Origin of the sequence: Rhodococcus sp. BP-316 (assembly GCF_019836105.1) — a bacterium.
GTDB lineage: Bacteria > Actinomycetota > Actinomycetes > Mycobacteriales > Mycobacteriaceae > Rhodococcoides.
This window is the reverse complement of record NZ_JABUEE010000003.1, coordinates 227,690-253,872: the sequence shown is the minus strand read 5'-3', so window position 1 is coordinate 253,872 and position 26,183 is coordinate 227,690. Positions and strand designations below refer to the sequence as shown.

Annotated in this window: 26 protein-coding genes; 9 read left to right on the top strand and 17 right to left on the bottom strand. The window is 69.4% G+C overall.

The annotated features are described in order from the left end of the window. Window positions 1-16 precede the first annotated feature (16 nt). From HQ312_RS07435 to HQ312_RS07425, 3 genes are all read left to right on the top strand, one after another. A complete protein-coding gene (locus tag HQ312_RS07435) occupies window positions 17-298 on the top strand; it encodes a DUF1490 family protein (protein ID WP_056447595.1) in 282 nt (93 codons plus the stop codon). 101 nt (window positions 299-399) lie between these two features. After that, window positions 400-2,514, top strand: coding sequence for a cation-translocating P-type ATPase (locus tag HQ312_RS07430; RefSeq protein ID WP_222638341.1), 2,115 nt, complete (start codon window positions 400-402; stop codon window positions 2,512-2,514). 10 nt (window positions 2,515-2,524) lie between these two features. Further along, the gene (locus HQ312_RS07425; RefSeq protein WP_027503983.1) at window positions 2,525-3,718 is read left to right on the top strand and encodes an acyl-CoA dehydrogenase family protein; all 1,194 of its coding nucleotides are present in this window, start codon (window positions 2,525-2,527) and stop codon (window positions 3,716-3,718) included. Between the two features lie 4 nt (window positions 3,719-3,722). Here HQ312_RS07425 and HQ312_RS07420 read toward each other — a convergent pair whose 3' ends face one another. From HQ312_RS07420 to HQ312_RS07375, 10 genes are all read right to left on the bottom strand, one after another. Further along, a complete protein-coding gene (locus HQ312_RS07420) occupies window positions 3,723-4,142 on the bottom strand; it encodes a ChaB family protein (protein ID WP_222638235.1) in 420 nt (139 codons plus the stop codon). 86 nt (window positions 4,143-4,228) lie between these two features. Continuing rightward, entirely contained in the window at window positions 4,229-5,056 is an 828-nt protein-coding gene (locus tag HQ312_RS07415) for an MBL fold metallo-hydrolase (RefSeq protein WP_222638234.1), read from the bottom strand. A 42-nt stretch (window positions 5,057-5,098) separates the two neighbouring features. Then, a complete protein-coding gene (locus tag HQ312_RS07410) occupies window positions 5,099-5,959 on the bottom strand; it encodes a cyclopropane mycolic acid synthase family methyltransferase (RefSeq protein ID WP_027503980.1) in 861 nt (286 codons plus the stop codon). 221 nt (window positions 5,960-6,180) lie between these two features. Beyond that, complete coding sequence (locus tag HQ312_RS22170) at window positions 6,181-7,872, bottom strand: RecQ family ATP-dependent DNA helicase (protein ID WP_222638233.1); 1,692 nt, start codon at window positions 7,870-7,872, stop codon at window positions 6,181-6,183. Window positions 7,873-7,923: 51 nt separating this feature from the next. Continuing rightward, complete coding sequence (locus HQ312_RS07400; RefSeq protein ID WP_222638232.1) at window positions 7,924-9,582, bottom strand: phospholipase D family protein; 1,659 nt, start codon at window positions 9,580-9,582, stop codon at window positions 7,924-7,926. A 59-nt stretch (window positions 9,583-9,641) separates the two neighbouring features. Beyond that, window positions 9,642-10,223: an isopentenyl-diphosphate Delta-isomerase gene (idi, locus tag HQ312_RS07395; RefSeq protein WP_027503978.1), complete on the bottom strand. Its 582-nt coding sequence runs from the start codon at window positions 10,221-10,223 to the stop codon at window positions 9,642-9,644. A 51-nt stretch (window positions 10,224-10,274) separates the two neighbouring features. Further along, window positions 10,275-11,177 carry a sucrase ferredoxin gene (locus HQ312_RS07390; protein WP_222638231.1) on the bottom strand — a complete coding sequence of 301 codons (903 nt, stop codon included), beginning with the start codon at window positions 11,175-11,177 and terminating at the stop codon, window positions 10,275-10,277. 8 nt (window positions 11,178-11,185) lie between these two features. Continuing rightward, window positions 11,186-12,445 (bottom strand): cupin domain-containing protein, encoded by a 1,260-nt coding sequence (locus HQ312_RS07385; RefSeq protein ID WP_222638230.1) that lies wholly within the window; start codon window positions 12,443-12,445, stop codon window positions 11,186-11,188. After that, window positions 12,442-12,699: a hypothetical protein gene (locus HQ312_RS07380; protein ID WP_027503975.1), complete on the bottom strand. Its 258-nt coding sequence runs from the start codon at window positions 12,697-12,699 to the stop codon at window positions 12,442-12,444. Before HQ312_RS07380 ends, HQ312_RS07385 begins: the two co-directional genes overlap by 4 nt. Window positions 12,700-12,783: 84 nt before the next feature. After that, entirely contained in the window at window positions 12,784-14,130 is a 1,347-nt protein-coding gene (locus tag HQ312_RS07375) for an APC family permease (protein WP_222638229.1), read from the bottom strand. A 131-nt stretch (window positions 14,131-14,261) separates the two neighbouring features. Between HQ312_RS07375 and HQ312_RS07370 the strand changes: the two genes are divergently transcribed. Next, window positions 14,262-15,173 carry a manganese catalase family protein gene (locus HQ312_RS07370; protein WP_222627491.1) on the top strand — a complete coding sequence of 304 codons (912 nt, stop codon included), beginning with the start codon at window positions 14,262-14,264 and terminating at the stop codon, window positions 15,171-15,173. Between the two features lie 253 nt (window positions 15,174-15,426). On the opposite strand, the gene HQ312_RS07365 is transcribed toward HQ312_RS07370, so the two are convergent. Further along, window positions 15,427-17,085: a catalase gene (locus HQ312_RS07365; protein WP_222638228.1), complete on the bottom strand. Its 1,659-nt coding sequence runs from the start codon at window positions 17,083-17,085 to the stop codon at window positions 15,427-15,429. Between the two features lie 98 nt (window positions 17,086-17,183). Here HQ312_RS07365 and HQ312_RS07360 point away from each other — a divergent pair, with 98 nt between their 5' ends. Further along, window positions 17,184-17,651 carry an NUDIX domain-containing protein gene (locus HQ312_RS07360; protein ID WP_222627489.1) on the top strand — a complete coding sequence of 156 codons (468 nt, stop codon included), beginning with the start codon at window positions 17,184-17,186 and terminating at the stop codon, window positions 17,649-17,651. Window positions 17,652-17,781: 130 nt separating this feature from the next. On the opposite strand, the gene HQ312_RS07355 is transcribed toward HQ312_RS07360, so the two are convergent. Then, a complete protein-coding gene (locus HQ312_RS07355; RefSeq protein ID WP_027503971.1) occupies window positions 17,782-18,036 on the bottom strand; it encodes a hypothetical protein in 255 nt (84 codons plus the stop codon). Window positions 18,037-18,190: 154 nt separating this feature from the next. Here HQ312_RS07355 and HQ312_RS07350 point away from each other — a divergent pair, with 154 nt between their 5' ends. Then, entirely contained in the window at window positions 18,191-19,165 is a 975-nt protein-coding gene (locus HQ312_RS07350; protein WP_027503970.1) for a hypothetical protein, read from the top strand. Window positions 19,166-19,507: 342 nt separating this feature from the next. Here HQ312_RS07350 and nadE read toward each other — a convergent pair whose 3' ends face one another. Further along, entirely contained in the window at window positions 19,508-20,332 is an 825-nt protein-coding gene (nadE, locus tag HQ312_RS07345; protein ID WP_027503969.1) for an ammonia-dependent NAD(+) synthetase, read from the bottom strand. A 108-nt stretch (window positions 20,333-20,440) separates the two neighbouring features. Here nadE and HQ312_RS07340 point away from each other — a divergent pair, with 108 nt between their 5' ends. After that, window positions 20,441-20,992, top strand: a complete 552-nt coding sequence (locus HQ312_RS07340) for a CinA family protein (protein ID WP_222638227.1) — start codon at window positions 20,441-20,443, stop codon at window positions 20,990-20,992. Here HQ312_RS07340 and HQ312_RS07335 read toward each other — a convergent pair. The 3 genes from HQ312_RS07335 to HQ312_RS07325 all read right to left on the bottom strand — a co-directional run bounded on the left by HQ312_RS07335 (window position 20,972) and on the right by HQ312_RS07325 (window position 23,309). Then, window positions 20,972-22,321 (bottom strand): PP2C family protein-serine/threonine phosphatase, encoded by a 1,350-nt coding sequence (locus HQ312_RS07335; protein WP_307109085.1) that lies wholly within the window; start codon window positions 22,319-22,321, stop codon window positions 20,972-20,974. The two genes, HQ312_RS07340 and HQ312_RS07335, sit on opposite strands and share 21 nt — an antisense overlap. A gap of 89 nt (window positions 22,322-22,410) precedes the next feature. Continuing rightward, window positions 22,411-22,920, bottom strand: a complete 510-nt coding sequence (locus tag HQ312_RS07330) for an ATP-binding protein (protein ID WP_222638226.1) — start codon at window positions 22,918-22,920, stop codon at window positions 22,411-22,413. Continuing rightward, entirely contained in the window at window positions 22,917-23,309 is a 393-nt protein-coding gene (locus HQ312_RS07325; RefSeq protein ID WP_222638225.1) for an STAS domain-containing protein, read from the bottom strand. Before HQ312_RS07325 ends, HQ312_RS07330 begins: the two co-directional genes overlap by 4 nt. A 127-nt stretch (window positions 23,310-23,436) precedes the next feature. Here HQ312_RS07325 and HQ312_RS07320 point away from each other — a divergent pair, with 127 nt between their 5' ends. Together HQ312_RS07320 and HQ312_RS07315 are read left to right on the top strand one after the other, a co-directional pair. Then, window positions 23,437-24,402 carry a polysaccharide pyruvyl transferase family protein gene (locus HQ312_RS07320; protein WP_222638224.1) on the top strand — a complete coding sequence of 322 codons (966 nt, stop codon included), beginning with the start codon at window positions 23,437-23,439 and terminating at the stop codon, window positions 24,400-24,402. A 28-nt stretch (window positions 24,403-24,430) separates the two neighbouring features. Further along, complete coding sequence (locus HQ312_RS07315) at window positions 24,431-25,249, top strand: SDR family oxidoreductase (protein ID WP_222638223.1); 819 nt, start codon at window positions 24,431-24,433, stop codon at window positions 25,247-25,249. Between the two features lie 12 nt (window positions 25,250-25,261). Here HQ312_RS07315 and HQ312_RS07310 read toward each other — a convergent pair whose 3' ends face one another. Further along, window positions 25,262-26,134 (bottom strand): glycosyltransferase family 9 protein, encoded by an 873-nt coding sequence (locus tag HQ312_RS07310; RefSeq protein ID WP_308123840.1) that lies wholly within the window; start codon window positions 26,132-26,134, stop codon window positions 25,262-25,264. Window positions 26,135-26,183 lie beyond the last annotated feature (49 nt).

Here is a 26,183-nt window from a genome sequence, read left to right as displayed (position 1 = left end):
CAGAGGGAGTCCCACCATGATGTTTCCCGTCATCGCCAAGGCGGCGTCCACCGTCGTGACCGGGGTCGTGGGCGTCGCGGCCTACAACGGTGTGAAGAAGGTCGTCGAGCGTGCACCCCTGCGCGAGGCTGCCGTCCGGGTCACCGAGGTGAGCCTGCGGGGGGTGCGCAAGGCGGAGGTCAAGGCCGAGTCCGCCCGTCTCGCGGTCTCCGACGTGGTCGCCGAGGCGAAGGATCGCATGGGTGAGGAGGTGCGGCCCCCGGCGGCGTCCGACGTCGGTCACGGCCACGACCACTGAGCGCCGACGTGAGCACCGCGGTCGCCGCTCGCACGGACACCGATCCCGCCGGGACGCCGACACCCGCAGCACCCGAGGTCCTGTCCCACGGCGCCGGCAGGATGCGCGTCCGACTCGACTGGATCGCCGGCAGTGACGTCCGCGCGGTCGCGGTCGAGGACTTTCTCGACGCCGTTCCCGGTGTCCGCGCCGTGCACGCGTTCCCTCGGACGGCGTCCGTCGTCGTCTGGTACTCCCGCTCCCGTACCGACGCCGCGTCGGTGCTGGCCGCGCTGACGGCCGTACCCGCGGCGACCGCGCTCACGCCGGGCCAGGCCGCGGTGCGCACACCACGGTCGGCAGACGTCGGTACCGGCGAGCTGCTGCGCATGACGGTGGGCGGAGCGGCCCTGGTCCTGCTGGGCCTGCGCCGGTACGCGCTGCGCCGACCTCCCGTGCTGGGCCCCACCAGTCGGCTCGTCGCCACCGGGGTCACCGTCTTCACCGGCTATCCCTTCCTGAAGGGCGCCGTGCGGTCCCTCACGGGAGGCCGCGCGGCCGGAACGGACGCCCTGGTGTCCGCGGCGACGGTCGCGAGCCTCGTCCTGCGTGAGAACGTCGTCGCCCTCACCGTGCTGTGGCTGCTGAACATCGGCGAGTACCTCCAGGAGTTGACGCTGCGCCGCACCAGGCGTGCCATCTCGGATCTGCTCAGCGGCACCCACGACACCGCGTGGATCCGGACCGGTGACGGTGCCGAGGTCTCCGTGGACATCGACTCGCTCGAGGTCGGCGACGAGGTCGTGGTGCACGATCACGTCGGAGTCCCGGTCGACGGCACCGTGATGGAGGGCGACGCCGTCGTCGACCAGTCCGCCATCACCGGCGAGACGCTGCCGGTCACCGTGACCGTGGGGACCCGGCTGTCGGCCGGATCCGTCGTGTTGCGCGGCCGCGTCGTCGTCCGCGCGTCGGCCGTGGGTCGCGACACGGCGATCGGCCGCATCATCGCCCGGGTCGAAGAGGCGCAGGAGGATCGCGCGCCCATCCAGACGGTGGGCGACAACTTCTCCCGTCGCTTCGTGCCCGCGTCGTTCCTGCTCTCGGCCGCCACGCTGCTCGTCACCCGTGACGTCCGCCGGGCCATGACCATGCTGCTCGTCGCGTGCCCGTGCGCGGTCGGTCTGTCCACCCCCACCGCCATCAGCGCTGCCATCGGCAACGGTGCCCGGCGCGGAATCCTCATCAAGGGCGGGTCCCACCTCGAACAGGCAGGCCGTGTCGACGCCGTCGTCTTCGACAAGACGGGAACGCTGACGGTCGGGCGCCCGGTGGTGACCAACGTGATCGCGTTCCACGACGCGTGGGAGCCGGAGCAGGTGCTCGCCTATGCGGCCAGCTCCGAGATCCACTCTCGGCATCCGTTGGCGGAAGCCGTGATTCGCAGTACCGAGGAACGTCGCATCGAGATTCCACCGCACGAGGAGTGCGAGGTGCTCGTCGGGTTGGGCATGCGGACCGTCTCGGACGGGCGGACGCTGCTGCTGGGCAGTGCGTCGCTGCTGCGCAGAGAGAACGTCGAGGTCTCCGAGGAGGCGTCCGACTGGGTGTCCCGTCTGCAGCACCGTGCCGAGACGCCTCTGCTCCTCGCGGTCGACGGCGTGTTGGTCGGGCTGGTCAGTCTGCGCGACGAGATCCGCCACAACGCCGCCGAGGTACTGCGCGCGTTGCGGGCCGACGGTGTGCACCGCATCGTGATGCTCACCGGGGACAACCCGGCCACGGCCGCCGCCGTCGCGGCCGAGCTCGGTATCGACGAGTGGCGCGCCGAGGTCATGCCCGAGGACAAGCTCGACGTCGTCCGCGCCCTGCAGGCCGAGGGCCACATCGTCGCGGTCGTCGGCGACGGCACCAACGACGCGCCGGCGCTCGCGGCCGCGGACATCGGCATCGCGATGGGCGCCGCCGGGACCGACGTGGCGGTGGAGACCGCGGACGTCGCTCTCGCCGGGGACGACCTGGCGCGACTGCTCGACGTGCGCGCGCTGGGGCGGCGCTCGGTGGCCGTCATCCGCCAGAACTACGCCATGTCGATCGCGGTCAACGCGATCGGGCTGGCCGTGAGTGCCGGCGGAGCGCTGTCACCGGTACTCGCGGCGATCCTGCACAACGCGTCGTCCGTCATCGTCGTCGGAAACAGCGCGAGACTCATCGAGTACAGGCCCGGATCCGGGTAGGTTCGACAGGATGACGACCACCGCACCGCGCACCACCGCAGCACCCGTCGGACCACTCGATCTCTTCGCCGCCGACTCCCTGCTCGACGAGGACGAGCGGGACATCGCGGCCACGGTCCGCGCGTTCGTCGACAAGCGGCTCAAGCCCGAGGTGGGGGACTGGTTCGAGGCCGGCACGCTGCCGCGGGAGATCGCTCGCGAGTTCGGCGGCATGGGTCTGATGGGCATGCACCTCGAGGGGTACGGCTGCGCCGGGACCAATGCGGTGAGCTACGGCCTCGCGTGCATGGAACTCGAGGCGGGTGACAGCGGGTTCCGGAGTTTCGTCTCCGTGCAGGGCTCGCTGTCCATGTTCTCGATCCACCGGTACGGGTCGGAGGAGCAGAAGCAGGAATGGCTCCCACGTCTCGCCACCGGGGAGGCCATCGGGTGTTTCGGACTGACCGAGGCCGACTTCGGTTCCAACCCGTCCGGGATGCGCACCCGTGCGCGACGGGACGGCGACGACTGGATCCTCTCCGGCTCCAAGATGTGGATCACCAACGGCACCCTGGCCGACGTGGCGACGGTGTGGGCGCGGACCGACGAGGGCTTCCGTGGGTTCGTCGTGCCCACGGACGCACCGGGATTCGCCGCGCACGCCATCGGTAAGAAGCTGTCGCTGCGCGCCTCGGTGACAGCGGAACTCGTCTTCGACGACATCCGGCTCCCGTCGTCGGCGATGCTGCCCGGTGCCACCAGTCTCGGAGCTCCGCTCTCCTGCCTCAACGAGGCGCGGTTCGGCATCGTGTTCGGCGCTCTCGGCGCAGCGCGGGACAGCCTCGAGACCGCCATCGCGTACGCAAATTCTCGCGAGGTGTTCGACCGGCCGCTCGCGAGTTTCCAGCTGACGCAACAGAAGCTGGCCGACATGACACTCGAGCTCGGCAAGGGGTTCCTTCTCGCCGTCCACCTCGGCAGGATCAAGGACCGCGGTGAGATCACGCCGGATCAGGTGAGTCTGGGCAAGCTCAACAACGTCCGCGAGGCCATCGCCATAGCCCGCGAGTGCCGCACGATCCTGGGCGGTAGCGGCATCACTCTGGAGTACTCACCTCTGCGGCACGCCAACAACCTGGAGTCCGTGCTCACGTACGAGGGGACCAGCGAGATGCACATGCTGTCCATCGGTAAGGCGCTGACGGGACAACAGGCGTTCCGCTGACCTGTCACCGCTTCTTCGCGGTCTGCTTCCTGTTCTCCTTGTCGATGGCGTCGACCAACTCGTCCTTGGTCATCGTCGAGCGGCCGTGAACGTCGAGGTCGCGAGCGACCTCCTCGAGATGCTTCTTCGACGCGTTCGCGTCGACGCCGCCCGCGCTGCGGCCCTTCGGATTCGGGCCGCCGCTCTCGGCGCGCTCGTCGGAGGGGCCTTTCTCGTCCTTCGGCTCCCAGTGGTCGCCCACCTTCTCGTAGCTGTGCTTCAGCGAGGAGTAGGCGACTCGGTGCGCCCGCTGCTCGTCGTCGTATTCCTCCTCCGCGGAGTCGAGTGTCTTCGCGAAGGTGCGCTGCGCCTTCTCGTCCGATTTCTGCAGGGTGGAGGGCAGCTCCGACTCGATGGGCTTGCCGTCGTCGTTCGTGGTGGGCACGACTGCCTCCTTCTCTCGGGTCCTGACGTCGGGTCTCGTGTCCAGGTGGCCTACCCGCGTCCCGAGGCGCGAAAACCCTGCCGACGTCACCGTCTCAGCGGCACCGTCTCGCCGCGCCCGACGTAGGTGATGCGGTCACCGAGACCTCGCGCGCGCATCTCGCGGGAGAAGTCGGACAGGGGAGAGGCGAAGACACCGTAGTCGTCGACATGCACGGGCAGTACCTGCGCCGGGTCGACGAGCTGCACGGCGTCGGTGCCCTGGCGGCCGTCCATCGTCACCATCGCTCCCCAGCGCGGGTTCTGCCCGAACGGCAGGGTGGTGCCACCGAGGTGCACGACACCGGTGTCGATGTCCGGATAGCGCGTGGGGATCTCCCGGAGCTCGTCGACCATCAGGGTGTCGCCGGAGACGTACACGCGCAGGTCGACGGTGTCGGACTCCGCGGATCCGAACTCGAGCATCGTGCCCATCACCGGCGGAAGCACCCGCAGACGCTGTGCCCAGACGGGGCCGTGCCGACCGGGCATCGCCGTGATCGTCACGACCTGCTCTCCGACTCGCAGGCGTCGTGATTCCCACGTCGACAGTCCGGTCGCCGCCTCGAAGCCGCGACGGGTCAGTTTCGAGGCAGCGTGACCCGTGGTGAACACCGGCAGCGACCGGTCGAGCCCGCTCTGTGCGCGCCGGTCCCAGTGGTCTCCGTGCATGTGCGACAACACGATCGCGGACAGCGGTGGCAACTCGTCGATCGAGACGGCCGGATCGAGACGGCGTGTGGAGAACAGACCGTGACCGAGATAGGCACGCTCGCCGGCGTGCAGGAAGTTCGGATCGGTGAGCAGCGTGATATCGCCGTAGCTCACCAACCCGGTCGCGTTACCGATGAACGTGTAGCTGCCGTGGGAGACCATGCCGGCGGCTTCCCTGCCGACATGGTCCCAAACGACGTGGTTCTACTTGGACAGCGTGAACTGCATGATGTCGATGGTTCCGCGGCGGAACTGCTTCGCACATCCGCCGAGGTACTTGATGTAGCGCTCGTAGACCTCGTCGCCGGCGATCGCGATGGCCTCGTCCTTGCGGGCCTCGAGGTTCTCCGTCCAGATCTCCAGCGTGCGGGCGTAGTGCTGCTGCAACGAGTGCACCCGGTCGACCGAGAACCCGACGGACGTCGCGCGTTCCTGGATGGTGCCCGGGCGCTCGAGCTCCCCGCCGGGGAAGATCTCCCGGAGGATGAAGCGCATGAAGACGGCGTCGCGCTTGTCGACGGCGACACCCTTCTCCGCCAGATCGTCCAGTCCGTAGCCGACGATGGTGTGCAGCAACATGACTCCGTCGGAGGGGAGCAGCGAGTGCGCCTTCTCGAAGAACGGGACGTGGCGCGCGCGACGGAAGTGCTCGAAGGCGCCGATGCTGACGATCCGATCGACCGGCTCGTCGAACTCCTCCCAGCCCTGCAGGCGTACCTCGGCCTTGCGGTCGCCCGTGAGGTCGTCCAGACGGGACTGGACGCGTCCGAACTGGTGCTCGCTGAGCGTCAGGCCGACCACGTCCACATCGAACCGCTCGCGGGCGCGGATCATCGCGGTTCCCCATCCGCAGCCGACGTCGAGCAGGCGCATGCCCGACTCGAGGCCCAACTTGTCCAGGGCCAGATCGATCTTCGCGAGCTGTGCCTCCTCGAGCGTCATGTCCTCGCGCTCGAAGTACGCACAGCTGTACGTCCACGTGGGGTCGAGGAAGAGCGCGAAGAAGTCGTCGGACAGGTCGTAGTGCGACTGAACGTTCTTGAAGAAGGGCTTCAGGTCTGTCATGTGGTCTAGCAACCTCACACTCGACGGGCAGGAAGGAGCGACGGCACACCCTCCCCCGGGGATGTCTGTCATGCGCGAATCTACGGTCTTCCCAGTCGATCCGCGCTCGGAACCGCCAGGTCGACGCGCTAAACGAACCTGCGGTCCGAGTCTCGCGCGTCCGTCGTGGTCGGTCCCGGTTCTCGGCTCCCGCAGGTCGTCGAAGGTCCGTTTCGAGGCTGTCACTCGGCGATGTCGCGCTCCTCCAGGATCGTGGTCGCCAGGGTGCGGTAACCGTGTTCGGGAAAGTGCACGGTGACGCGGTCCGCCTCGGCCGACACCACGTTCCCCGCGCCCCAGTCGCGGTGATGCAGCGTGTCGCCGGGCTGGTAGCTCGTGTCACCGCCGTTCACGTCGGACTCGGCCGCGGTGCCGGACTCGCAGGTGTCGCACCGACCGCAGAGTTGCTCCGTCACCTCGCCGAGGTACTCGAGGAGCACCTGTCGTCGGCATCGCCGCGTCTCGGCGTAGGTCCGCACCATCTCCACCCGCGATCGCGCCGCCGTCTCCTGCCGGCGAGCCGCCTCCAGTGCGCGCTCGACGGCCTCGGTCGTCGAGAGGCTGCCGGGCACCCACCCGGCGTCCGTGTGGTGCACGGCGTCGACGTGATCGAGCAGCTCCAGGGCGGTCTCCACAGCGCGCGGTGACAGGCCGGGCAACCCCGTGAGCGACTCGGTCGACATCGGTTCCGTGGCGGACCGCAGCGCCCCCTGCACCGCCTCGAGCGCATCTCGGCGCGGTCGGCGGGTGGCGAAGAACGACGGCAGCCCCAGGTCCTCGGCGCGAAAGTGCAGGACGGCAGCGGCGTCCGCACCGTCGCGACCGGCGCGGCCGAACTCCTGGTAGTACCGTTCCAGCGAATCGGGCGGTGCAGTGTGGACGACGAACCGGACATCGGGCTTGTCGATGCCCATCCCGAACGCCGACGTGGCCGCGACGACGTCGACCGTCCCGGCCGCGAACGCCTCGTGCGCCTCGTCGCGCGCGGACCGCGGCAGACCGGCGTGGTACGCGAGCGCTCGGAGGCCGCGCTCCGCCAGCAGAGCCGCGAACTCCTCCGCCTGCGCGCGAGTGGCGGTGTACACGAGACCGGCTCCAGCCTTCCTGCCGGACTCCGACCGGCCTCCGGCCTGCCCGCCGGATTCCGACCGGCCGCCGGACTCCGAGCGCCGGACGACATCGTCCACGGCCGCCCGGAGTGCCATGTCCGCGTCGTGGTGCCGGACGACGGACAGCCGGATCTCGGGCCGATCGAAGGAGCCGACCACCGTCAACGGATCGAGCATGCCGAGGCGCGTGGTGATCTCGTCACGGATCGGCGGGGGAGCCGTCGCGGTGACGGCGATGATCGGCGGGCGCCCGATCGCCTCGGCCACGTGACCGAGACGAAGGTAGGCCGGACGGAAATCGTGGCCCCAGGCGGCGATGCAGTGGGCCTCGTCGACGGCGACGCACGCGACGCCGAGTGCGCGCAGCCGATCCTGCACCTCGTTCCGCGAGGCTGCTTCCGGCGTCAGGTAGACGATGGTCGCCTCACCGCGAGCGAGGGACTCCCACGAACGCTCGTTCTCGGTGTCGCTCTGCTCGGAGTGCACCGCGACCGCCCGCACGTGTGTCGACCGACGACGCAGACCGTCCACCTGATCGCGTTGCAAGGCGATGAGCGGGCTCAGGACGACGGTCGGCCCGTCGAGCAGCGACGCGGCGACCTGATAGATGGCCGACTTGCCGAAACCGCTCGCCAGCAGTGCCAGCACGTCTCGTCCGGACACGACGGCATCGATCGAGTCACGTTGTCTCGGATGCAGTTCGGCATGACCGAGCGCCCGCGCGGCCGCATCGATGTCGGGCGGTGGGACGGTGTCGGGGCTCACGAACGCCGAAGTACCCGCGAGTGGGCGTGCGAATCCTGCGCGGCCGCACCGTCAGAAGCGGCGCGTCAACCGCAGCCGCAGTGGTCGGCCGTCGGGGTCGACCACCAGCCGGTAGAGGAGCGAGAACACCCGCTGCTTCCACAGCGGCGGCACCTCGATGGCATGCATGCGCAACCGTCCCCGCGGGCGATCACCGTCGCGGCCCCCGTCGTGCCACGCGTCGAGCTCGCTGACCTGCTCGGCGACCGCGTCGAAGCAGTCGTCCGGGTCGAGGAGGTCGGCGACGTCGGCGTCCGCGCCGCTCCCACGGGACAGGTGTTCGGCGAGGAGCTCGAGTCGGAGATCTCGGGCGAACACCCGCGCACCGTCACCCAGGCCACCGGGATCGACGGGCTCGCGCGCATCCCGCTCCTCGTCGACCACGGCCGCCGTGAGTTCCGAATCGTGCGTCCAGGAGCGGCGATTGAAGTTGTCGCTACCGACGGCCGCCCACACGTCGTCGACGATGCAGACCTTGGAGTGCACGTAGACCGGCACACTGTCGTCGTTTTCCACGTCGAGGACGAGCACCCGGTCGGCGCCCGCGTCGCGTAGTAGATCCAACGCGGCGGCGTGACCCAGGAGCGACGGCGGGATGGTCATCGCGCTGTCGTCGTCGAGGTGCCGGGGTACCACGATGATCATGCGGAGCCGGGGCGAGCGCCGCAGCGCACGTGCGAAGACCCGCGCGACGTCCACGGACCACAGGTACTGGTCCTCGATGTAGATCAGGCGCTCGGCGCGACCGAGGGCTTTGGCGTACGCACGGGCCGCGCTGCGCTCGCCGTCCTGCGCGAACGGGTAGGACGGTCGGCGACGCGGGTAGGTGCGGAGCAACTGCACCGAGCACGTTCCCGTCGCCTCCGGGTCGGGGAGGGCAGTGGGCAGCTCGGACGGCTCGCGCCGGTGCCGGCGGACGACGTCGCTCACCACGTGCCACGGCAGCCGCGACAGTGCCGCCGGATCCTCCCAGCGCTCCCGGAAGGTGTCCTCGACGTCGCGCACGGCCGGACCGCGCATCTCGAGTTGCAGGTCGTGCCAGGCGGGGGTCTCCCCGTACTCCGGTGGAAACGGTCGGCTCAGGGCATCGCCGTGATGGTGCGCATCGTCCCGTCGCGACCGGGCCAGATCGATCCCGCCCACGAAGGCGACGTTGCCGTCGGGACGCGACGCGGAGCGCATCACCACGAGCTTCTGATGATGGGACCCGAACGTCAGAACGCGCTGATCGAGAACGCACTCACCGCCCGCGTCCTCGAGGGCGGTCGCGAGGGCACTGTTCTTGCCGCCGGTGTATCCGAGGCCCTCCGCGTGCGAGCGCCACAGCAGACCTCGGACGACGACACCGCGCGTCGCGGCACCGGTCAGCGCGTCCTCGACCGTCGGACCGCGGTCGGTGAGCACCTGCTCCGGGTCGCCGCGCCAATCGGTGAACAACACCAGATCGTCCGGTTTCGCGTCGGCCAGGTGCTCGTTCAGCACGCGGAAGTAGGTGTCGCCGTGCACGAGAGCGACGCAACGGTTGCCCTCCGTCCAGGCGCGGATGCGAGTGTCCGGGTTGGCGCGCTCCTCCGCGGACAGGAACCAGGGATGCGTCTCGTCGTCGAAGTCGATGTCGGCGAAGATCGACGACCGACCCAGAGCGTTCGAGATGCGGTCGACCGCTGTCATCAGCACGTTGCCGCGCGGTGGTGCACCCGTCTCGACCGCGCGTCGTCCCGACCCGTGCGTCACGCGACGCGTGCCGCGGGTGGGAGGGACTCGGTGCCGCCGGTGGGCCACGCCAGAGGGTCGGAACCCAGGGCGTGCAGCTGACGGACCTGGTCCTGACACCACGGCGACAGATCGCTCTCGCCCGCCAACACGGTCGCGACGAACTCGTTCCACGGTTCCCAGCGGTAGTCGGCCACCTCGTCCGGTCGCGGATCGACGGTCCTGTCGTCGTGCAGGACGAGGAACACCGGGCAGATCTCGTACTCGACCACGCCGTTGTCCATCACGGCGCGGTACCGGAACGACGGGAGCACCGGAGCCGCGCTGTCCGCACCGATACCCAGTTCGTGATCGAGGCGCCGCAGAACCGCGGAGTCGAGACGCTCACCCGGCGCGGGGTGTCCGCAGCACGTGTTGGTCCAGATTCCGGGCCAGGTGCGCTTGTCGTGCGCCCGCTGTGTCACCAGGACCTCGCGCTCGCGGTTGATCACGTAGCTCGAGAACGCCAGGTGCAGCGGTGTGGCGTCGTGATGCACAGTGGCCTTGTCGTGGGTGCCGATGGCACGGCCGTCCTCATCGAGCAGTACTACGAGTTCCACACGTGTCCCTTCCGGATGTACGACCGGCCTCCGGTCCAGAGTAGTGGTCGCTCAGCGGGGCCGAGACGGGCGGACGGACACCACCTCGTGGGTGCGCACCGGCCCGGCGACGCGGGCGTGGCACGTGGTGAGGATCGGCGCCGACCGAGACTCCTGGAGGACCACCTCAACGGTGTCCCCGTGGTGGTCGAGGAGGACGTGTCGCCGACCGTCCGGGCCGGGAGCCTCCGACAGGGGATGCAGGGTGTCGATGGCGAAGTCCTGCAGGACGGTTCGTGCGGCGTGCTGGGCCACCTGCACGGCCCCCGAGAGCGCACTGCGGCCGCGCAGGAATTCCGGGGTGACGAGTCCGTCGTGGTGGCGGCGCAGGATGCGGACGACGTCCGCGTCGTCGACGTTGCCGTAGTAGAGACCGTGCGGCAGGACGATCATCGTGCCGGCGAACCGGTCGCCACCGAGGTGCGAGCACTCCCACACCTCGCCGGGGTACGCCGACACGGCCGGGGCGAGGATCGTGCGACCGCGGACGGCGCAACAGCGGTCGTGCCTGCCGTGGGTGCACACGGCCACGATGGTCTCCGTCGACGCGGTACCCGACGATCCGTCGAGCGGGACGTCGAGCAGTTCGGCCGCGTCGGACACCTCGCCCCGGTGCACGCTCTCGTGCCCCGGCCGTGCGTCCACCGACGCCCACCGCCACCGGCCGCGGCCTCGGCGACGGCCGGGCTCCCGGACGGCGAGGGGGCGGAATCCGGCACTCTCGATGCGGCGCACGAGCGCTCCACCCAGTACGGGATCGAGGACGGACGGGGAATCGAGGAACGCCGACGGGCCCCAACTTCCCGCGACCTCGACGAGGAACCATCGTTCTCCGCGAGAACCGCTTCCCGCCAACGTGTCTCCCCGATCACGAGCATTGTCGCTGCACGGGCGCCACGCCGCGGTGGTGCTCACCGGCGTCGTCACGATCGGGCGACGACGAGACCCTCGCGGAGCAGGCGACGCACCACGACGATCGCGTCCTGATCGTCGAGACCCGTGAGGTCGCCGACCGCGCAGTCTTTCCCGCTGTGCAGCTGCCGAACGGCGTCCGCCGCGATCGAGGGCAGCGTGATCGTCTTGGTCCGCGTCGTCACGGCGACCGACTCGGGCGACTGCGTCACCCGCGCGGCGAGCCCGGATCGCCACGTCACCACGGTGGCCGCGGACAGGCCGGCCATCGTGCGCACGGTCTCGAGAGGACGCACCGGGGCCGGCCGCGTGACCTCGACGAAGCGACGGCCGACACGCTCTGCCGCCGTCCGCGCTCGACCGTCGCGGCCGTCGGTGTCGGCGAGGGTCGCGGTCAGATCTGCGATCAGCGCGCGCACGTGCGGTACGACGGCGTCCGGATCGGTCAGATCGAGCCCCACGGGCAGCGGGGCCCGGAAGCTCGCGTCGTCCGCGAGGGTGCCCAGCACATGATGCAGGAGGTCGTACCGGGTGAAGGCCGACATTCCGACGGTCAGATGGATCGAGGTGTCACCCAGGGCCTCGGCGGAATGGATCCAGCCCCTCGGAACGTACAGCGAATCACCCTCGCGCAGAACGACGTCGAGGGTAGGGTCCGTGCGCGCCATGGCGGCGACGGCGTCCCTGCGGTCCGACCACGGCTGGTTCGACAGCGGGTGCTCGTGCACCGGGGGGTGCAGGATCCACCGCTTCTCGCCGGCGATCTGGAGGACGAAGACGTCGTGCACGTCGTAGTGGGGATCGAATCCGCGCGACGACGCGGGGGTGATGTACGAGTTGACCTGCACCGGGTGGCCGAGATCGGCAACCAGGTCGCCGGTGAAGTGGATGAGGGGAGGCCACAGTCGATGGAGTCCCTGCAGGACCAGGGTGTGGCCGTCCGCGAAGGCCGCCAGGATTCCGGCGGAGTCGAGCTGATCGGTCACCTCGGCCCCGAAGCCACCCGAATCGGTGAACTGCCCGCGGTCGGTCAGCGCGCCGTTCCTGGCCATCCGGGCGAAGGGTGTGCGCACGCCGCGTTCGGACACCAGCTCGTCGACGGCGTCCGTCGACAGCAGATCGGTGAACGGAGCGGGAAGGTCGGCCGCACGCGTCAGGAGCGGCGCGCGTCCCCAGTGGCCCTCGGCGAAGGCGCGGGGCTCGATGCTCAGAAGACGACGCAGCGCGGACCGGTCTCCCGGTCCGCGCTCGTCATCGGTCGGTCGGCTCAAGCCGTACCGTCCGCACCGCCGTCGTGGCCGTCGGGGTTCGAGCCGCCGTCGGCCGGGCCCTCGCCGCTGGCCGCGGAGCCGTCCGCGCCGCCGTCGTGTCCACCCGGGTTCGAGCCGCCGTCGGCGGGGCCCTCCGTGCTGGACGCGGTGCCGTCGGCGCCGCCGTCGTGACCGTTCGGGTTGGAGCCGCCGTCGGCGGGGCCTTCGCCGCCTGCTGCTCCGGAAGTGGTGATGTCGTCGTCGTTGATAGCCATCGTCTACCTTTCAGTCGTCACGACCGGACGCCGGAATTCCGGCGTCGGACACACATCGAACGTCCCCGTTCTACAGGAGACAGGTCACGTGTTGACGATTTCGGGACTTCTCAAACTCCGTGTCCACCGCATCGCCGCGTAGAGCACGCCGCCGACCAGGAGCAGCACGCCGGCACGCAGCCATGTCTGCGCGGTCTGCTGCGTCGCGAGCACGCCGCAGCTGATCAGAGCGAGCACCGGAAGGATCACCGGGGTGCGGAAGTGCGGGTGGTCCACCTGGTCCTTGCGCAGCACCAGCACGGCGAGGTTGGTGCTGACGAACACGATCAGGAGCAGCAGGACGACGGTCTCCGCGAGCGCTGCGACGGTCCCGGTGGCCGCGAGAATCATCGCCACCACCGTGGTCGCGACGATGGCCACCCAGGGAGTCTGCCGACGTGGCAACACCCGGCCCGCGACGGCGGGCAGTAGTCGCTGTCCGGCCATCCCGTAGGTGAGTCGGCTGGCCATGATCATGGTCAGCAGGGCGCCGTTGGCCACGGCGATCAACGCCACGAGTCCGAAGAGCCTGTCGGGGACACCGACGTCGGCCGCCGAGACGACGGCGAGCAGGGGCGCCGAGGTGTCCGCGAGGTCGCTCGCGGGCACCACCGCGCTCACCGCGAGTCCGACCGCGACGTAGACCGCACCGGCCGTCGCCAGCGAGAGGAAGAGCGCGCGAGGGTAGACGCGGTGCACGTCCCGGACCTCCTCCGCCATGTTGGCCGAGGTCTCGAACCCGACGAACGAGTAGAAGGCGAGCAGTGCCGCCGCGAGGACCGCCACGGCAGGGTTCACGGCATCGGTGAACTCGAGGGTGCGGCCGAGATCGCCGTCGCCGCGACCGAGCACGATGCAGGCGAGGACGACGACGAGGACGAGTCCGCTGACCTCGACGACGGTCATGACCACGTTCGCCCGCATCGACTCCTTGATGCCACGCGCGTTCAGGAGAGCGACGACGGCGAGGAACACCAGCGCGGCAGGAACCGTCGGGACGTCGAGGAAGGCGCCCAGATAGTCACCGGCGAAGGCGACGGACAGCCCGGCCGCGCTCGTCACACCCGCCGCCAGCATCGAGAACCCGACGAGGAACGACACCACCGGCCGTCCGAAGGCTCGCTCGGCGAACACGGCGGCACCACCTGCGCGCGGGTACTTGGTCACCAGCTCGGCGTACGAGGCCGCGGTGAGCATGGCCATCGCGAGTGCCACCAGCAGCGGCACCCACACGGCACCGCCGACCTCGCCGGCGATCTCGCCCACGAGTGCGTAGATGCCCGCTCCGAGAACATCACCCAGGATGAAGACGAACAGGAGTTTGCCGGTGACGGCGCGACGCAGACCGGGGGAGTCGCCCGGCTCCGCAGGGTCGTTCAGGTCAGTGCTCATCGCACCGGGTTACCCGTTCGCGGGGCCGTTACCCACGCGCACGACCCGGCGATCCGGGTCGTTTGTCGGGTCCGCCTCCGGGTAGCCGGGGCGCGACAAGAGCACGACCCCGAGCGCTGTCAGGAGCCTTCATGTTCCGTCATACCGACCACCTCCAGTTCGACGTGAAGCCGGAGAAGCCGGATCCCGTCTACGCCCGCAAGCTGCAAGAGTTGATCGGCGGCGCGTACGGCGAGATGACCGTCACGATGCAGTACCTGTTCCAGGGATGGAACTGTCGCATGAAAGGCAAGTACAAGGACCTCATCATGGACATCGCGACCGAGGAGATCGGTCACGTGGAGATGATCGCGACCATGGTCGCGCGGCTCCTCGAGGGCGCACCGGCCACCGAGTCCACCAAGAACGCTGCCGCCGATCCCGTCGTCGCCGCGGTGCTGGGCGGGATGGATCCGCAGCAGGCCATCGTGTCCGGTGGCGGACCCACCCTCGCCGACAGCAACGGTGTCCCGTGGAACGGGCGCTTCATCGTCGCCAGCGGCAACCTGCTGGCGGACTTCCGCGCCAACGTCGCGGCGGAGGCGCAGGGCCGCGTGCAGACCGCACGCCTGTGGCACATGACCGACGATCCCGGTGTCAAGAACATGCTCAAGTTCAACCTCGCCCGCGACACGTATCACCAGAACATGTGGCTCGCGGCCATCGAGGAGCTGCAGGCGGACGGTCTGGAGGGTGTGGTGGCGCCGAACGACCTGTTCGACGAGGAGTACGACGAGCACGCGAGCACGCTGTGGCATCTGTCGGACGGCACCGAGTCCGACAAGGGCCGGTGGGCGCACGGCACCGCACCCGACGGCCGCCACGAGAACAGGTTCCTCGCCGATCCGCAGCCGCTGGGCAACAAGCAGAGTGGACCGCCGCCGGACCCGAAGCTCTACGCCACCTACGACGGCGGACTCGGCGAACCGTCGAACGCGGCTCTCGGCACGGAGAAGGGCGTCATGGGCAAGATCAAGGAGACGTTGGACCCCAACGCCGGCTGATCGGCCGACCCGAACGACGAAGAACCCCGGCGCCGATACGGCGCCGGGGTTCTGTCAGGTTGATGTGGATGGTGCGAGTCGATCCGGAGAACAGGCTCCGCGTGATCGTCCTCGCGTCGGAATGAACACGTGTCTCGTCGTCACCGTGTTGATACGCACCACCTGCCTCGAGTTCGTCCTACGACCTGTTCGGCTTGCGTCTCCGACGATAACCCCGCGGAGTGACGCTGTCCACACCTGCGTCATGGCGACGTCATCCGGCAGTCGTCGCGCGTTCGTTCGGGACGCAGTGCGTCATCTGCAGGTCGGCGACGTCGCGGGGGCCGTTCTTCCCGAGATTCGCGCGCCGCCGGTCCTCCTCCTCCGACAGGGTCTGCGATGCGAGCGGTTCGAGTCCGCGGACGTCGTCGGCCGAGATGCCCAGCCCCTCTCCCACGCGGGCGCCGAGTTCGTCGTCGGCCATGAAGAAGTGCCAGACCATCCGCTCCTGCACCTCGCGCGTCGCCTCCGAGATGTTCGCGACGAGATTCGCCACGAGGTCGTCCTTCTCCCACTGGTCCATCAGCTGGTACCGCTGACCGGCCTGCTCGTAGTCGTTGGTGCGATCGATCCGCTTGCGGGTGAGGCGGCCGTGGATCTCCGGACCCTGCTCGTCGTGCGTCGGGTACTCGGCCTCACGGAGACCGCCCGTGATGGAGGGCTCGTAGTTCACGTGCGGATTGCTGCCGGTGTTGTCCACCGAGTACTGCATCTGGCCGCCCTGCTGGTTCGTGGACACCCGCGCGTTCTTCGCCTGGTTGACGGGCAGCTGCAGGTAGTTCGGCCCCACGCGGTAGCGCTGGGTGTCCGAGTACGAGAAGGTCCGGCCGACCAGCATCTTGTCGTCGGAGAAGTCCAGGCCGTCGACGAGCACACCGGTGCCGAACGAGATCTGCTCGTTCTCGGCGAAGTGGTTCGAGACGTTGCGGTCCAGCACCATGCGGCCCACCACCTTCGGCGGGAACTCGTTCTCCGGCCACACCTTCGTGTCGTCGAGCGGGTCGAAGTTCAGCTCGGGATGCTCGTCGTCGCTCATCACCTGCACGCGCAGTTCCCATTCGGGGAAGTCGCCGCGCTCGATGTGCTCGTACAGATCCTTGCTCGCATGGCCCAGATCGTTCGCCTGGATCGCGGCGGCGTCCGCCTCGGTGAGCGACGCGACTCCCGCCTTCGGGATCCAGTGGTACTTCACCAGGTGAGTCTCGCCCTCGGCGTCGACCCACTTGTAGGTGTTCACTCCGAAACCCTGCTGCGTCCGGTAGTTGGCCGGAATCCCGCGGGGGGAGAACAGGTTCACGAGCATGTGGGTCGCCTCGGGCGTCTGCGACATGAAGTCGAAGATGCGCGCGGGCTCCTGCCGGAACGTCACCGGATCCGGCTTGAGCGAGTGGATGACGTCGGGGAACTTGATGGCGTCACGGATGAAGAAGACGCCCAGGTTGTTTCCGACGAGGTCCCAGTTGCCGTCCTCGGTGTAGAACTTGATCGCGAAGCCGCGGGGGTCACGCGCGGCCTCGGACGAATCGCGCCCGCCGATCACCGTCGAGAACCTGACGGCAAGGTCCGTGCGCTTGCCGGCCTCGGCGAACAGCTTCGCGCGGGTGTACCGCTCGATGGGTTCGTCGCCCCACTTCCCGGTGGCCTCGAAATAGCCGTAGGCGACGGCTCCGCGGGCGTGGACGACGCGCTCCGGGATGCGCTCGCGATCGAAATGGCTGACCTTCTCGAGGAACTGGTAGTTCTCGAGGGTGGCCGGACCGCGTGAGCCCACGGTGCGCTGGTTCTGGTTGTCGTAGACGGGATGCCCTTGACGATTGGTGAGGATGTCCCGGTCGTCTGCCGGTGTCGACCCTTGCGACGCGACGTCTGTCATGTGTCGGCTCCTTGACTGCTCTGTGGAACGGAGGCTTCGTGCAGCGGACCGCGTACCCGACACGATCGCGAGAAAACGTGATCGGACAGAATCCCGGAATGAGGACGAGTGCCGGTGTGCTGCTGTTCCGCGGGGGTGGGGGCGAGCTGGAGGTGCTGCTGGCTCATCCCGGCGGACCCTTCTGGGCGCGCAAGGACGCCGGCGCCTGGTCCATACCGAAGGGCGAGTACGACGCCGACACCGAGGATGCGCGCACAGCGGCGGCCAGAGAGTTCGCGGAGGAGCTCGGGTCCCCGGTGCCCGACGGGGACTGGATCGATCTCGGCACGGTCGCGCAGTCCGGAGCCAAATCGGTTCGTGCGTTCGCCGTGCGCGGCGAACTCGACCCCTCGACCGCCGTGAGCAACAGTGTGGAGATGGAGTGGCCACCCAGATCGGGGCGGCGGCTGGTGTTTCCCGAGGTCGACCGCGTGGAGTGGTGTGATCGGAAGTCCGCGCGGCGTCGGCTGCTGAGCGGGCAGGTTCCGCTACTCGACGCCCTCGACCGCCACCTCGAGCAGCTCTGAGGCGCACGTCGCGCGGGCGGAGAACCTGTGTGCAGAGATCCGCGGTGAACGCGGATCTCTGCACACAGACCGTCGACGCATCGCGGAGCGGACTGGTCGCCGACGTGATGAGACGGATCGCTCAGCCCACTCAGGCGGCGCCCTGACCTCCGCCGCCGCCCTCGGTCATGCCCTCGTCACGGTCACCGTCGGCGTTGCGGAACTCGTCGAGTGTCGCCTCCGCCGCGTCGCCGGTCTGTTCGGCGGCACCGTCGGACGAATCGTGGAGATCGTCCTGATCCGGCCCGCCCTCACGTCGCTCGGGGATGTCTCCCGCCGCCTGCTTGGCCTCGTCGATCTTCTCCTGCACGGAGTCGAGCATCGTCTCGTCCAGTTCGTCGGCCATGAGAACTCCTTCGATCGCGGGGAATGTGCCTCGTCACACTGCGTTTTCCCCGTTGTACCGGCGGGTAACCACGATCTGTCACCAAATGACACGGGGCGGTCGTTCCGGCTGCTCTTGCACCGAGACTCAACTTCCATCACAGGGGGCACATCACATGGTCAGCACCACCGCACACACCGAACGGGCGACGCTCGTCGCCCAGCTTCGCGCTCTGCTCGCGCTCACCAACACCGAGGTTCAGGTGGCCGAGACCCGCGTCGCACAGGCTCGGACGGAAGCTGTCCGCGAGGAACTGCTGCAGAACGCGTCGAACGGACGCGATCGCGCTGCTCGCATCGATGCCGCCATTCGTGAACTCGGCGGCTTCCCCGGCGTCGTCGCACCCGTCGTCGGGCGCCTCACCGCGCTGCTCAAGGCCATCGGCGAGCAGGCGCAGCCGTTCGACGAGGCCCTTCTCGGCGATCTCGCGTTGGAGCACCAGCTGCTCGACCGCGCCCGTTACGTCAAGGCTCTCGCCACGACCGCGTCCACGCCGGGCGTCGTGTCGCTCGCAGACGATCTCGTGACCGCCCACACCGCGACCGTCGAGTGGCTCACCACCGTCCTCGCCGAGGACGCCCTCGGTGGACCGGCCGCACTGCGTCGCACGCCGATCCAGGCCGCCACCGGTGCTGCCGTGCGTCTCATCAACACGCCGGTCACCTGGTCGTCGCGAGGTGTCGACCGCGTCGTCGGCACGGCGAAGGACGTTCCCGCGAAGGTGTCCACCCTCATCGGCCGCGGCCAGCGCGCGACCGAACTGGCCGTCGACACCGTCACCGCGAGCCGCGACGCGGCACTCGAGACGGCCGAGGAGGTCACTCGTGACGGCGGCGCGACCGGTGTCGCCGACGCGATCCACCGCACCCGTGCGGCCGGCGGGACGCTCGAGGAGCACGAACTTCCCATCGCCGACTACGACGGTCTGAACGTCGCCGCAGCAGTCGCCGAGATCAAGGAACTGACCGATCCGGCAGATCTGCGCACCGTGGTCGCCTACGAGGAGCGCAACAAGAACCGCCACTCGGTGGTCTCCGCCGCGCAGACTCGTCTGGCAGCGCTGGCGAAGGACATCGTCGGCATCTCCTGATCCACTCACACGGAAGCCCCCGAGGATCATCGATCCTCGGGGGCTTCGTCGTTCGTCGGTCCGGTCAGCCCGCACGCCTGGTCGGGGTGTCGGCATGGTCCGGTCGTTCTCGGCGGGAGGGTGCCGAGTCGAGGGGAACCGGTCGAGCAGTCTCCGCTCCGCACCGTGCCATCACGGCCTCCCACCATTCCTGCCGCGGACCGGTCTCGGTCCAGACCACCGTGTCGATGTCCATCTGTTCATCTCCTGTCGAAACACCGGAATGCGTCGACGCCTCACTTCTCGAGCGCTGTGAGGGGGATTACCCGTTCGGAGCAGGATCACACCGACCGACCGAGACGGTCAGCGCCACCACGTCTCACTGGGGGTGACCGGAGTGGTGCGCTTGTGCCGGGTCTTGACGAACCAGTTCTCGATGGTGGCGGCGGCCTCGTCGGGCACGTCCTCGCCTTCGAGGTAGGCGTCGATCTGGGCGTACGTCACACCCAGTGCCTCCTCGTCGGGCAGCGCCGGCCGGTCGTCCTCGAGGTCGGCCGTGGGTACCTTCTTCCACGTGCTCTCCGGGGCACCGAGCTCGCGCAGCAGGGCCGCACCCTGGCGCTTGGTCAGGCCGGTCAGCGGTGTGAGGTCCACACCGCCGTCGCCGTACTTGGTGAAGAACCCCGTCACGGCCTCGGCAGCGTGATCGGTACCGACGACGAGCAGGTTCCGCTCGCCCGCGAGCGCGTACTGGGCGACCATCCGCTCGCGTGCCTTGATGTTGCCGCGAACGAAGTCGCGCAGTCGATCGACTCCGAGGGCCGTGGCAGCTGCCACGCCTGCGCCGTCCGCGGACGGCTTGATGTCCACCGTCACCGTGGTGTCGGGGCGGATGAAATCGAGCGCGATCGCCGCGTCGGCCTCGTCCGCCTGCTCACCGTAGGGGAGTCGTACGGCCATGAACGTCGCGTCGCCGCCGCCGGCGCGAACGCGTTCCGCGGCGAGCTGGCACAGGCGTCCCACGAGTGTGCTGTCCTGTCCGCCACTGATGCCGAGTACGAAGCCGGCAGTTCGGGTGGCGACGGCGTAGTCGGCGAGAAAGCCCACCCGCGTGTCGATCTCCGCTGCGGGATCGATGGTCGGACGGACCTCGAGTTCGGTTCGAATGGTGTCGCGAAGGCTTGGCATGACTCAACGCTAGCGCCGATCCTCCGCGCGTGCCGGGGATGTTTGTCACCGGACGGAGCGGGAAGGACTACCGGTCCGTGCAGCACTGAGAGAGGAAACGGAAGACACATGTCTCACCACGTCGAGACCGAGGAACTCATCGAGGGCGAGGCGGCCGAACCGGAGCAGCGCGTCGACACCGACGAGGATCTCGCCGAGCTCTGTTCGGAGATCGCGGAAGTCGCACTCGAACGCGACCTCCGTATCGCCACCGCCGAGTCGCTCACCGCCGGGAACATCGCTGCCAATCTGGGCCGCGCGTCGTCGTCCGGAACGTGGTTCCGCGGGTCGATCGTCGCCTACGCCAGCGAGGTGAAGTACTCGCTGTTGCAGGTACCCCGCGGCCCCGTGGTGAGCGAGGAGGCCGCCACGGCCATGGCGAGCGGAGCGGCGTCGGCGCTCGGCGCGGATCTCGCCGTGGCCGTCACCGGTGAGGCGGGACCGGAGACGAACGAGGACGTGGAACCCGGAACGGTCTGGTTCGGCATCGCCGACCACGGGACGACCAGCGCGGAGCGCGTGGTCTTCGAGGGCGACCCGAAGGACGTCCTGGCCGCGACCATCGAACGCGCGCTACGCCTGCTGCGCGACCACGCCCGGTCAGGCGCCCAGCGCGAGTAGGGCGATGTCGTCGATCGGAGAGAGGTCGGGGATGAGGGCGACCAGATCCTCGACCATCTTCGTCGTGGACAGTCCGAGGCGGGCCTGCGTGAACTGCGCGAGACCGTCCTCGCCGAACATGGTGCGCCCGTCGGGACGTGCCTCGGTGATGCCGTCCGTGTAGAGCAGCAGTGTCTGCCCCTCCTGCAACCGGAAACTGCACGCACTGAAGGTCGCGTTCGGCAGAGCGCCGACGAACATGCCTGTACTGGAACGGATCTCGTGCACCTCGCCGCGAGCGGGATCGAGGAGCAAGGCGGGCGGGTGCCCGCCCGTCGCCAGTGTGACGCGGAAACCGCCGCGAGGATCCGGGGTGATCACACCGAACAGCACGGTGCAGAAACGCTGATGCGAGGTGTCCATCAACAACAGTCGATTGAGCTCGGCGAGCCCCTCCGTCGGATCGTCGTGGTGCAGCGCCGCGGCCCGCAGGGTGTAGCGGACCAGCGAGGTGACGGCCGCGGCGCCGGCGCCGTGGCCCTGGACGTCGCCGAGGAAGAACGCCCACCGGTCCTTGCCCAGCGCGAAGACGTCGTAGAAGTCGCCGCCGACCTGCAGGGGTGACGAGGCGTGGTAGTGCGACGCAAGCGTCAGACCCTCGATGGTGGGAAGGGAGGGTGGGAGCAGCGTGCGCTGCAGCACGGCGGCGTAGTCACCGATGATCGCGGAGTCCGCCTCGGCGCGCGTGCGGAGTTCCCGCTCGGCGCGCACGGTGGTCGCGGCCGACAGTCGCAACTCGAACTCGTCCATCGCGATGTCGGCCAGTTCCATCAGGATGTCCGCGCGATCGTCGGACACCGTGCGCGGCACCACGTCGTAGACGTTGACCGTGCCGAGCCGAAAGCCGTCGGCGGTCACGATGGGGGCGCCGGCGTAGAAGCGGATGCCGAGATCGCCGCGGACGAAGGCACTACCGGCGGTGGCCGGGTTCGCCAGGGTGTCCGACGCGACGAACGGCCCGTCGTGCGTCATCGCCATCGTGCACAGGGCGTCGTGACGTTCGGTGTGGTCCGGGAGCCCGTCGCCGTAGGTGGCGGTGAACCGCACCAGGTCGGCATCGATGATGGACACGGACGCGTACGGCGCGTCGAACCAGCGGGCCGCGAGGCGGGCGATGCGGTCGAAGGCGCCGTCGGCGGCGGTGTGCTCGACGTCGTACCGGGCCAACGCGGCCAGGCGTGCCGCCTCGGCGGCCTGCGCGAGGTCGGGACCGAGATCGAGGGCATCGATCGCCGTTCTCGACGTGGCACGGCGCGGGGAGTCGAACGCGTGGGACGAGAGTGCAGTCACGAAGCCTCCGGTGAGACGAGAGCGGTAATGCTCTCCCCGGGGCTGGAGGAGGAGAGACTCACGGGGAGCCTCAGCAATCGCGTACGAGTCTACGAGACCTGATCGTCGGTGTCGATGCCGGATGTCGGTGCCACGTCCCATGCCATGGTCACGGTGGTGCCCGAGTCGGCGGACGACAGCGTGACGTCGTCCGACAGGGTCTCGATCAGCGGCAGACCGCGGCCACGGAGGGGCCCCGGCGACGAGTCGGACCACGTCCCGTGATCACGGACGGCGACCTCGAGCCGCGCGGAGTCGTAGGTGGCCTGGAGGTCGAAGACGCGTCGACCGGTGGTGGCGGCATAGGCGTGCTCGACGACGTTGGCCATCGCCTCGTAGACGGCGAGCACGATGTCGTACGTCCGCGCCGTGTCGAAGGGCGTGTGCGTCAACCACGCACCGAAGCGGACGCGAGCGTCGGTGATGCGCTGCGGTTCGGCGTCGAGATCGGTGAGGGACAACTGGGTGGGGGGCTGGTCGTGCTCAGTCGTCGCGTCGTCGATCACGAGGGGAGGAGTACCCCACGCGTGCCCGGTCCTCACACCGGGAGCGCTGCTCATGCGAGGTCGTCGACGGGCGAACCGGACGCGGTGACGGCCGCGAGCGCCGCCTCGCGGGTGTCGAGCACGGGGAACGTCTCGTCGAGACCGACCAACTGCAGGGGGCGAGCGGTGGCCGCACCGCGGGCGACGACGGCGAAGGCGACGTCGTCGCCCACCGCCTGATGCGAGGTCACCAGCACGGTCATACCGGCCGACGCGAGAAAATCGACACCCGTCAGATCGATGATCAGCGCGCTCGACGCCGTGGTCCGTACGGCGTCCACCGCGTCCTGAAGAATCGGCGCGGTGGCCAGATCGAGTTCGCCCACGACTGTCAGGATCGCTGCGTCGTCGTGCCATTCGGTGTCGACACGGAATGCGTCCGTGGTGTTCTCGGCGATCGACATCGGATGTCCTGCCTTTCGGTGTTCGGTCCAGAAAGGCCATTCAAGCAGCCGAGTCCGACCGATGCCACACCGGCTCCGAGCGCCGGGTGGGGAGTTTGACGGGGTTTCTCCAGGGTATCGAGCCCCGATGAGCAGCATCGGTACGGACGGCCGACGCGTTCTCGTCGTGGGCTGGTCGAGTGTCGAGAACGGCGAGTGCACGGCCGGGGACCAGAAGGCCATGTGGGCTGTCGCGGACGCGGTGGCCGCGGCCGGGCACCGGGTGGACATCGCCTGGAGCACGGTCATGAGCCGCGCCCCGCTCGGCTCCCGAGCCGGCCGTGACGTCCCTCTCGCCGACGTCGACCCGAGCGAGTACTCCCATCTGCTGTGGGTGTGCGGGCCGGTGAGCGGGAGCGAGATCGAGGCGCTGCACCGCAGATTCGCGCACTGCCGCCGTTACGCGGTGGGAGTCAGTGTCGTCGACGTCGCCGGTGCGGCGTACACGGGGTTCGACGAGGTCTTTCCCCGAGACATCGACGTCCCGGCCGGCGACTCGGGTGGGGCGAGGTGCCCCGCCCCACCCGTTCCGGACCTGGCTGCCGCGGCGGCACCCGGAGCCGTGCCCGTCGTCGGGGTGTTCACGACGTCCGGTCAGCGCGAGTACGGGACGCGTCGCCGGCACGGGGCGGTCGCTGCCGTTCTCGACGACTGGCTCGCCTCCCGGCACGATCTGGCGGTGCTGGATCTCGACACCCGGCTCGATCCGCGGTCGTGGCGATCACCGTCGACGTCGGCTGCGGTCGAGTCGGTGGTGCGCCGCCTCGACGTCGTCGTCACGATGCGCCTGCACGGACTGGTGCTCGCGCTGTCCGACGGCATTCCCGCTCTCGCGATCGACCCGGTGGCCGGGGGAGCGAAGGTGACCGCGCAGGCCACGGCGTGGGGGTGGCCGGCGGTGCTCGCCGCCGACGACGTGGACGCAGCGTCGCTGTCCCGATGGACGGCGTGGTGTCTGTCCGACTCCGGTCGCACGGAGGCGGCGCAGGCGGCTGCGCGGGTGCGCCCGGTGGTGGCGGATCTGCTCGTCGATGTCGTGCGGGCACTCGCATAGTCGCGTGGTCGGTGGGTAGTCGACCGACATGACCGATACCTCGTCCACCCCCGGCGACACCCGACCTCTGGCGCTCGTGACCGGTGCCTCCAGCGGCATCGGGCGCGAGCTGGCCCGACTCTTCGCGCGCGACGGTCACGACCTCGTCGTCGTGGCGGAATCCGACGGCCTCGACGTGGTCGCGACCGAACTGAGCGCGACCGGCGTGTCGGTGACCCCCGTGACCGCGGACCTGGCGACGCCGGACGGTGTGGCGCGCGTCGCCGACGCGCTGCGGGCGCAGGGCCGCCCCCTCGTGGCCGCGGCTCTCAACGCCGGTATCGGTCGCGGCGGCGCGTTCACCGAGGTGCCGCTCGACGACAGTCTCGCCGTCGTCGACCTGAACGTCCGTTCGACGGTGCATCTCGCGAAGGTGGTGCTGGACGGCATGATTCGCGCCGGTGAGGGCCGTGTGCTCATCACCTCGTCGGTGGCCTCGACCATGCCCGGCCCGTACCAGGCCGTCTACAACGCGTCCAAGTCGTTCCTGCAGTCGTTCGCGGAGGGGATCCAGGGCGAACTCAGTGAGTCACCCGTGACCGTCACGTCGCTGATGCCCGGACCCGTCGAGACCAACTTCTTCCACCGCGCGCGCATGGACGACACCGCCATGGGCCGGTCGAGGAAGGACGACCCGGCGGACGTCGCGCGTGCGGGATACGACGCCATGCAGGCCGGCTCGCGCAGGGTGGTGGCGGCGTCGGTGATGTCGAAGGCGATGGCCGCGGTCGACGCGGTCCTGCCCGACGTGGTCAAGGCGACCGGCCACAAGGTACTGGCCAAGCCGCGAGAAGTCCTGCGCCGGTGATGCTTCGAGCCGTCAGAGTCGGTCGCGCACGGCGGTGAGCACGTCGGACACCGAGATGTCGAGCAGGCCGGGATCCGCCGTGTCCGCGTGCGGATCGCCGGTGCGTCCGCTCCACAGCACCGTGTGCGGCCCGTCCGACGGCGGACCCCACCAGCGCGGCGGGGTGGGACCGAACAGTACGACGGACGGCGTCCGGTAGGCGCTCGCGAGATGCGCCACACCGGTGTCTCCGCACACCACCAGGTCGGCATCGCACACCAGCGCTGCCAGGTGCACGAGGTCCAGCTCTCCGGCCAGGACCGCGTCCGCGCCCAGTCCCGCCTGGTCCGCGATCGCCCGACAGAGACCCCTCTCCTCGGCCACTCCGGTGAGCACCACCCGGTGGCCCTGTCGGTCGAGTCGTGCTGCCACACGGGCGAACCGGTCGGGAGGCCATCGGCGTGAGAGCGACGCCGCGCCGGGGTGCACGACCACGGACCGCGTCACGGGCACGTCGGCGGGCCGAGCGATCAGGCGATCCCGCCGGTCCGCCGACGCGCCGCCGTACTCCGTCAGGCGGCACCATCGGTCGACCTCGTGGAGCTCCTGCATCCACGGTGGGCCCGCGAGTCCCCGATCGGGGTGGGCGTGGGTCAGGATCGACGGTGCGCCGGTGGCGACGCACACGTCGATGCTCTGCGGTCCTCGCCCGTGGAGGTTGATCGCGAGGTCCGGGGTCGGACCCGGAGGCGGTCCGGTGAGGCCGCGGGTGTCGATCACCTCGTCCACGCACGCGGTACCGTCCGCGCCGTGCGCCAGAGCGACGAGGTCGGCATACCGGTCCGGCATCGCCAGGGCGAGGTGCGCGTCCGGGTACTGCGCGCGCACGGCTCGGAGCGCCGGCACCGCGGTGAGCAGATCGCCGAGACCGAGCGCGCGCAGGACGAGGATGCGG

What these genes read in the sequence shown, in the direction of transcription:
- HQ312_RS07430 (WP_222638341.1), top strand. Translation starts at nt 400, where the DNA reads ATGCGCGTCCGACTCGACTGGATCGCCGGCAGTGACGTCCGCGCGGTC.
- HQ312_RS07375 (WP_222638229.1), bottom strand. Translation starts at nt 14,130, where the DNA reads ATGAGCACTGACCTGAACGACCCTGCGGAGCCGGGCGACTCCCCCGGT.
- HQ312_RS07355 (WP_027503971.1), bottom strand. Translation starts at nt 18,036, where the DNA reads ATGGCCGACGAACTGGACGAGACGATGCTCGACTCCGTGCAGGAGAAG.
- HQ312_RS07330 (WP_222638226.1), bottom strand. Translation starts at nt 22,920, where the DNA reads ATGAGCAGCGCTCCCGGTGTGAGGACCGGGCACGCGTGGGGTACTCCT.
- HQ312_RS07415 (WP_222638234.1), bottom strand. Translation starts at nt 5,056, where the DNA reads ATGGTCTCCCACGGCAGCTACACGTTCATCGGTAACGCGACCGGGTTG.
- HQ312_RS07360 (WP_222627489.1), top strand. Translation starts at nt 17,184, where the DNA reads ATGAGGACGAGTGCCGGTGTGCTGCTGTTCCGCGGGGGTGGGGGCGAG.
- HQ312_RS07365 (WP_222638228.1), bottom strand. Translation starts at nt 17,085, where the DNA reads ATGACAGACGTCGCGTCGCAAGGGTCGACACCGGCAGACGACCGGGAC.
- HQ312_RS07380 (WP_027503975.1), bottom strand. Translation starts at nt 12,699, where the DNA reads ATGGCTATCAACGACGACGACATCACCACTTCCGGAGCAGCAGGCGGC.
- HQ312_RS07370 (WP_222627491.1), top strand. Translation starts at nt 14,262, where the DNA reads ATGTTCCGTCATACCGACCACCTCCAGTTCGACGTGAAGCCGGAGAAG.
- HQ312_RS07410 (WP_027503980.1), bottom strand. Translation starts at nt 5,959, where the DNA reads ATGACAGACCTGAAGCCCTTCTTCAAGAACGTTCAGTCGCACTACGAC.
- HQ312_RS07425 (WP_027503983.1), top strand. Translation starts at nt 2,525, where the DNA reads ATGACGACCACCGCACCGCGCACCACCGCAGCACCCGTCGGACCACTC.
- HQ312_RS07350 (WP_027503970.1), top strand. Translation starts at nt 18,191, where the DNA reads ATGGTCAGCACCACCGCACACACCGAACGGGCGACGCTCGTCGCCCAG.
- nadE (WP_027503969.1), bottom strand. Translation starts at nt 20,332, where the DNA reads ATGCCAAGCCTTCGCGACACCATTCGAACCGAACTCGAGGTCCGTCCG.
- HQ312_RS07320 (WP_222638224.1), top strand. Translation starts at nt 23,437, where the DNA reads ATGAGCAGCATCGGTACGGACGGCCGACGCGTTCTCGTCGTGGGCTGG.
- HQ312_RS07435 (WP_056447595.1), top strand. Translation starts at nt 17, where the DNA reads ATGATGTTTCCCGTCATCGCCAAGGCGGCGTCCACCGTCGTGACCGGG.
- HQ312_RS07325 (WP_222638225.1), bottom strand. Translation starts at nt 23,309, where the DNA reads ATGTCGATCGCCGAGAACACCACGGACGCATTCCGTGTCGACACCGAA.
- HQ312_RS07315 (WP_222638223.1), top strand. Translation starts at nt 24,431, where the DNA reads ATGACCGATACCTCGTCCACCCCCGGCGACACCCGACCTCTGGCGCTC.
- HQ312_RS07400 (WP_222638232.1), bottom strand. Translation starts at nt 9,582, where the DNA reads ATGACAGCGGTCGACCGCATCTCGAACGCTCTGGGTCGGTCGTCGATC.
- HQ312_RS07340 (WP_222638227.1), top strand. Translation starts at nt 20,441, where the DNA reads ATGTCTCACCACGTCGAGACCGAGGAACTCATCGAGGGCGAGGCGGCC.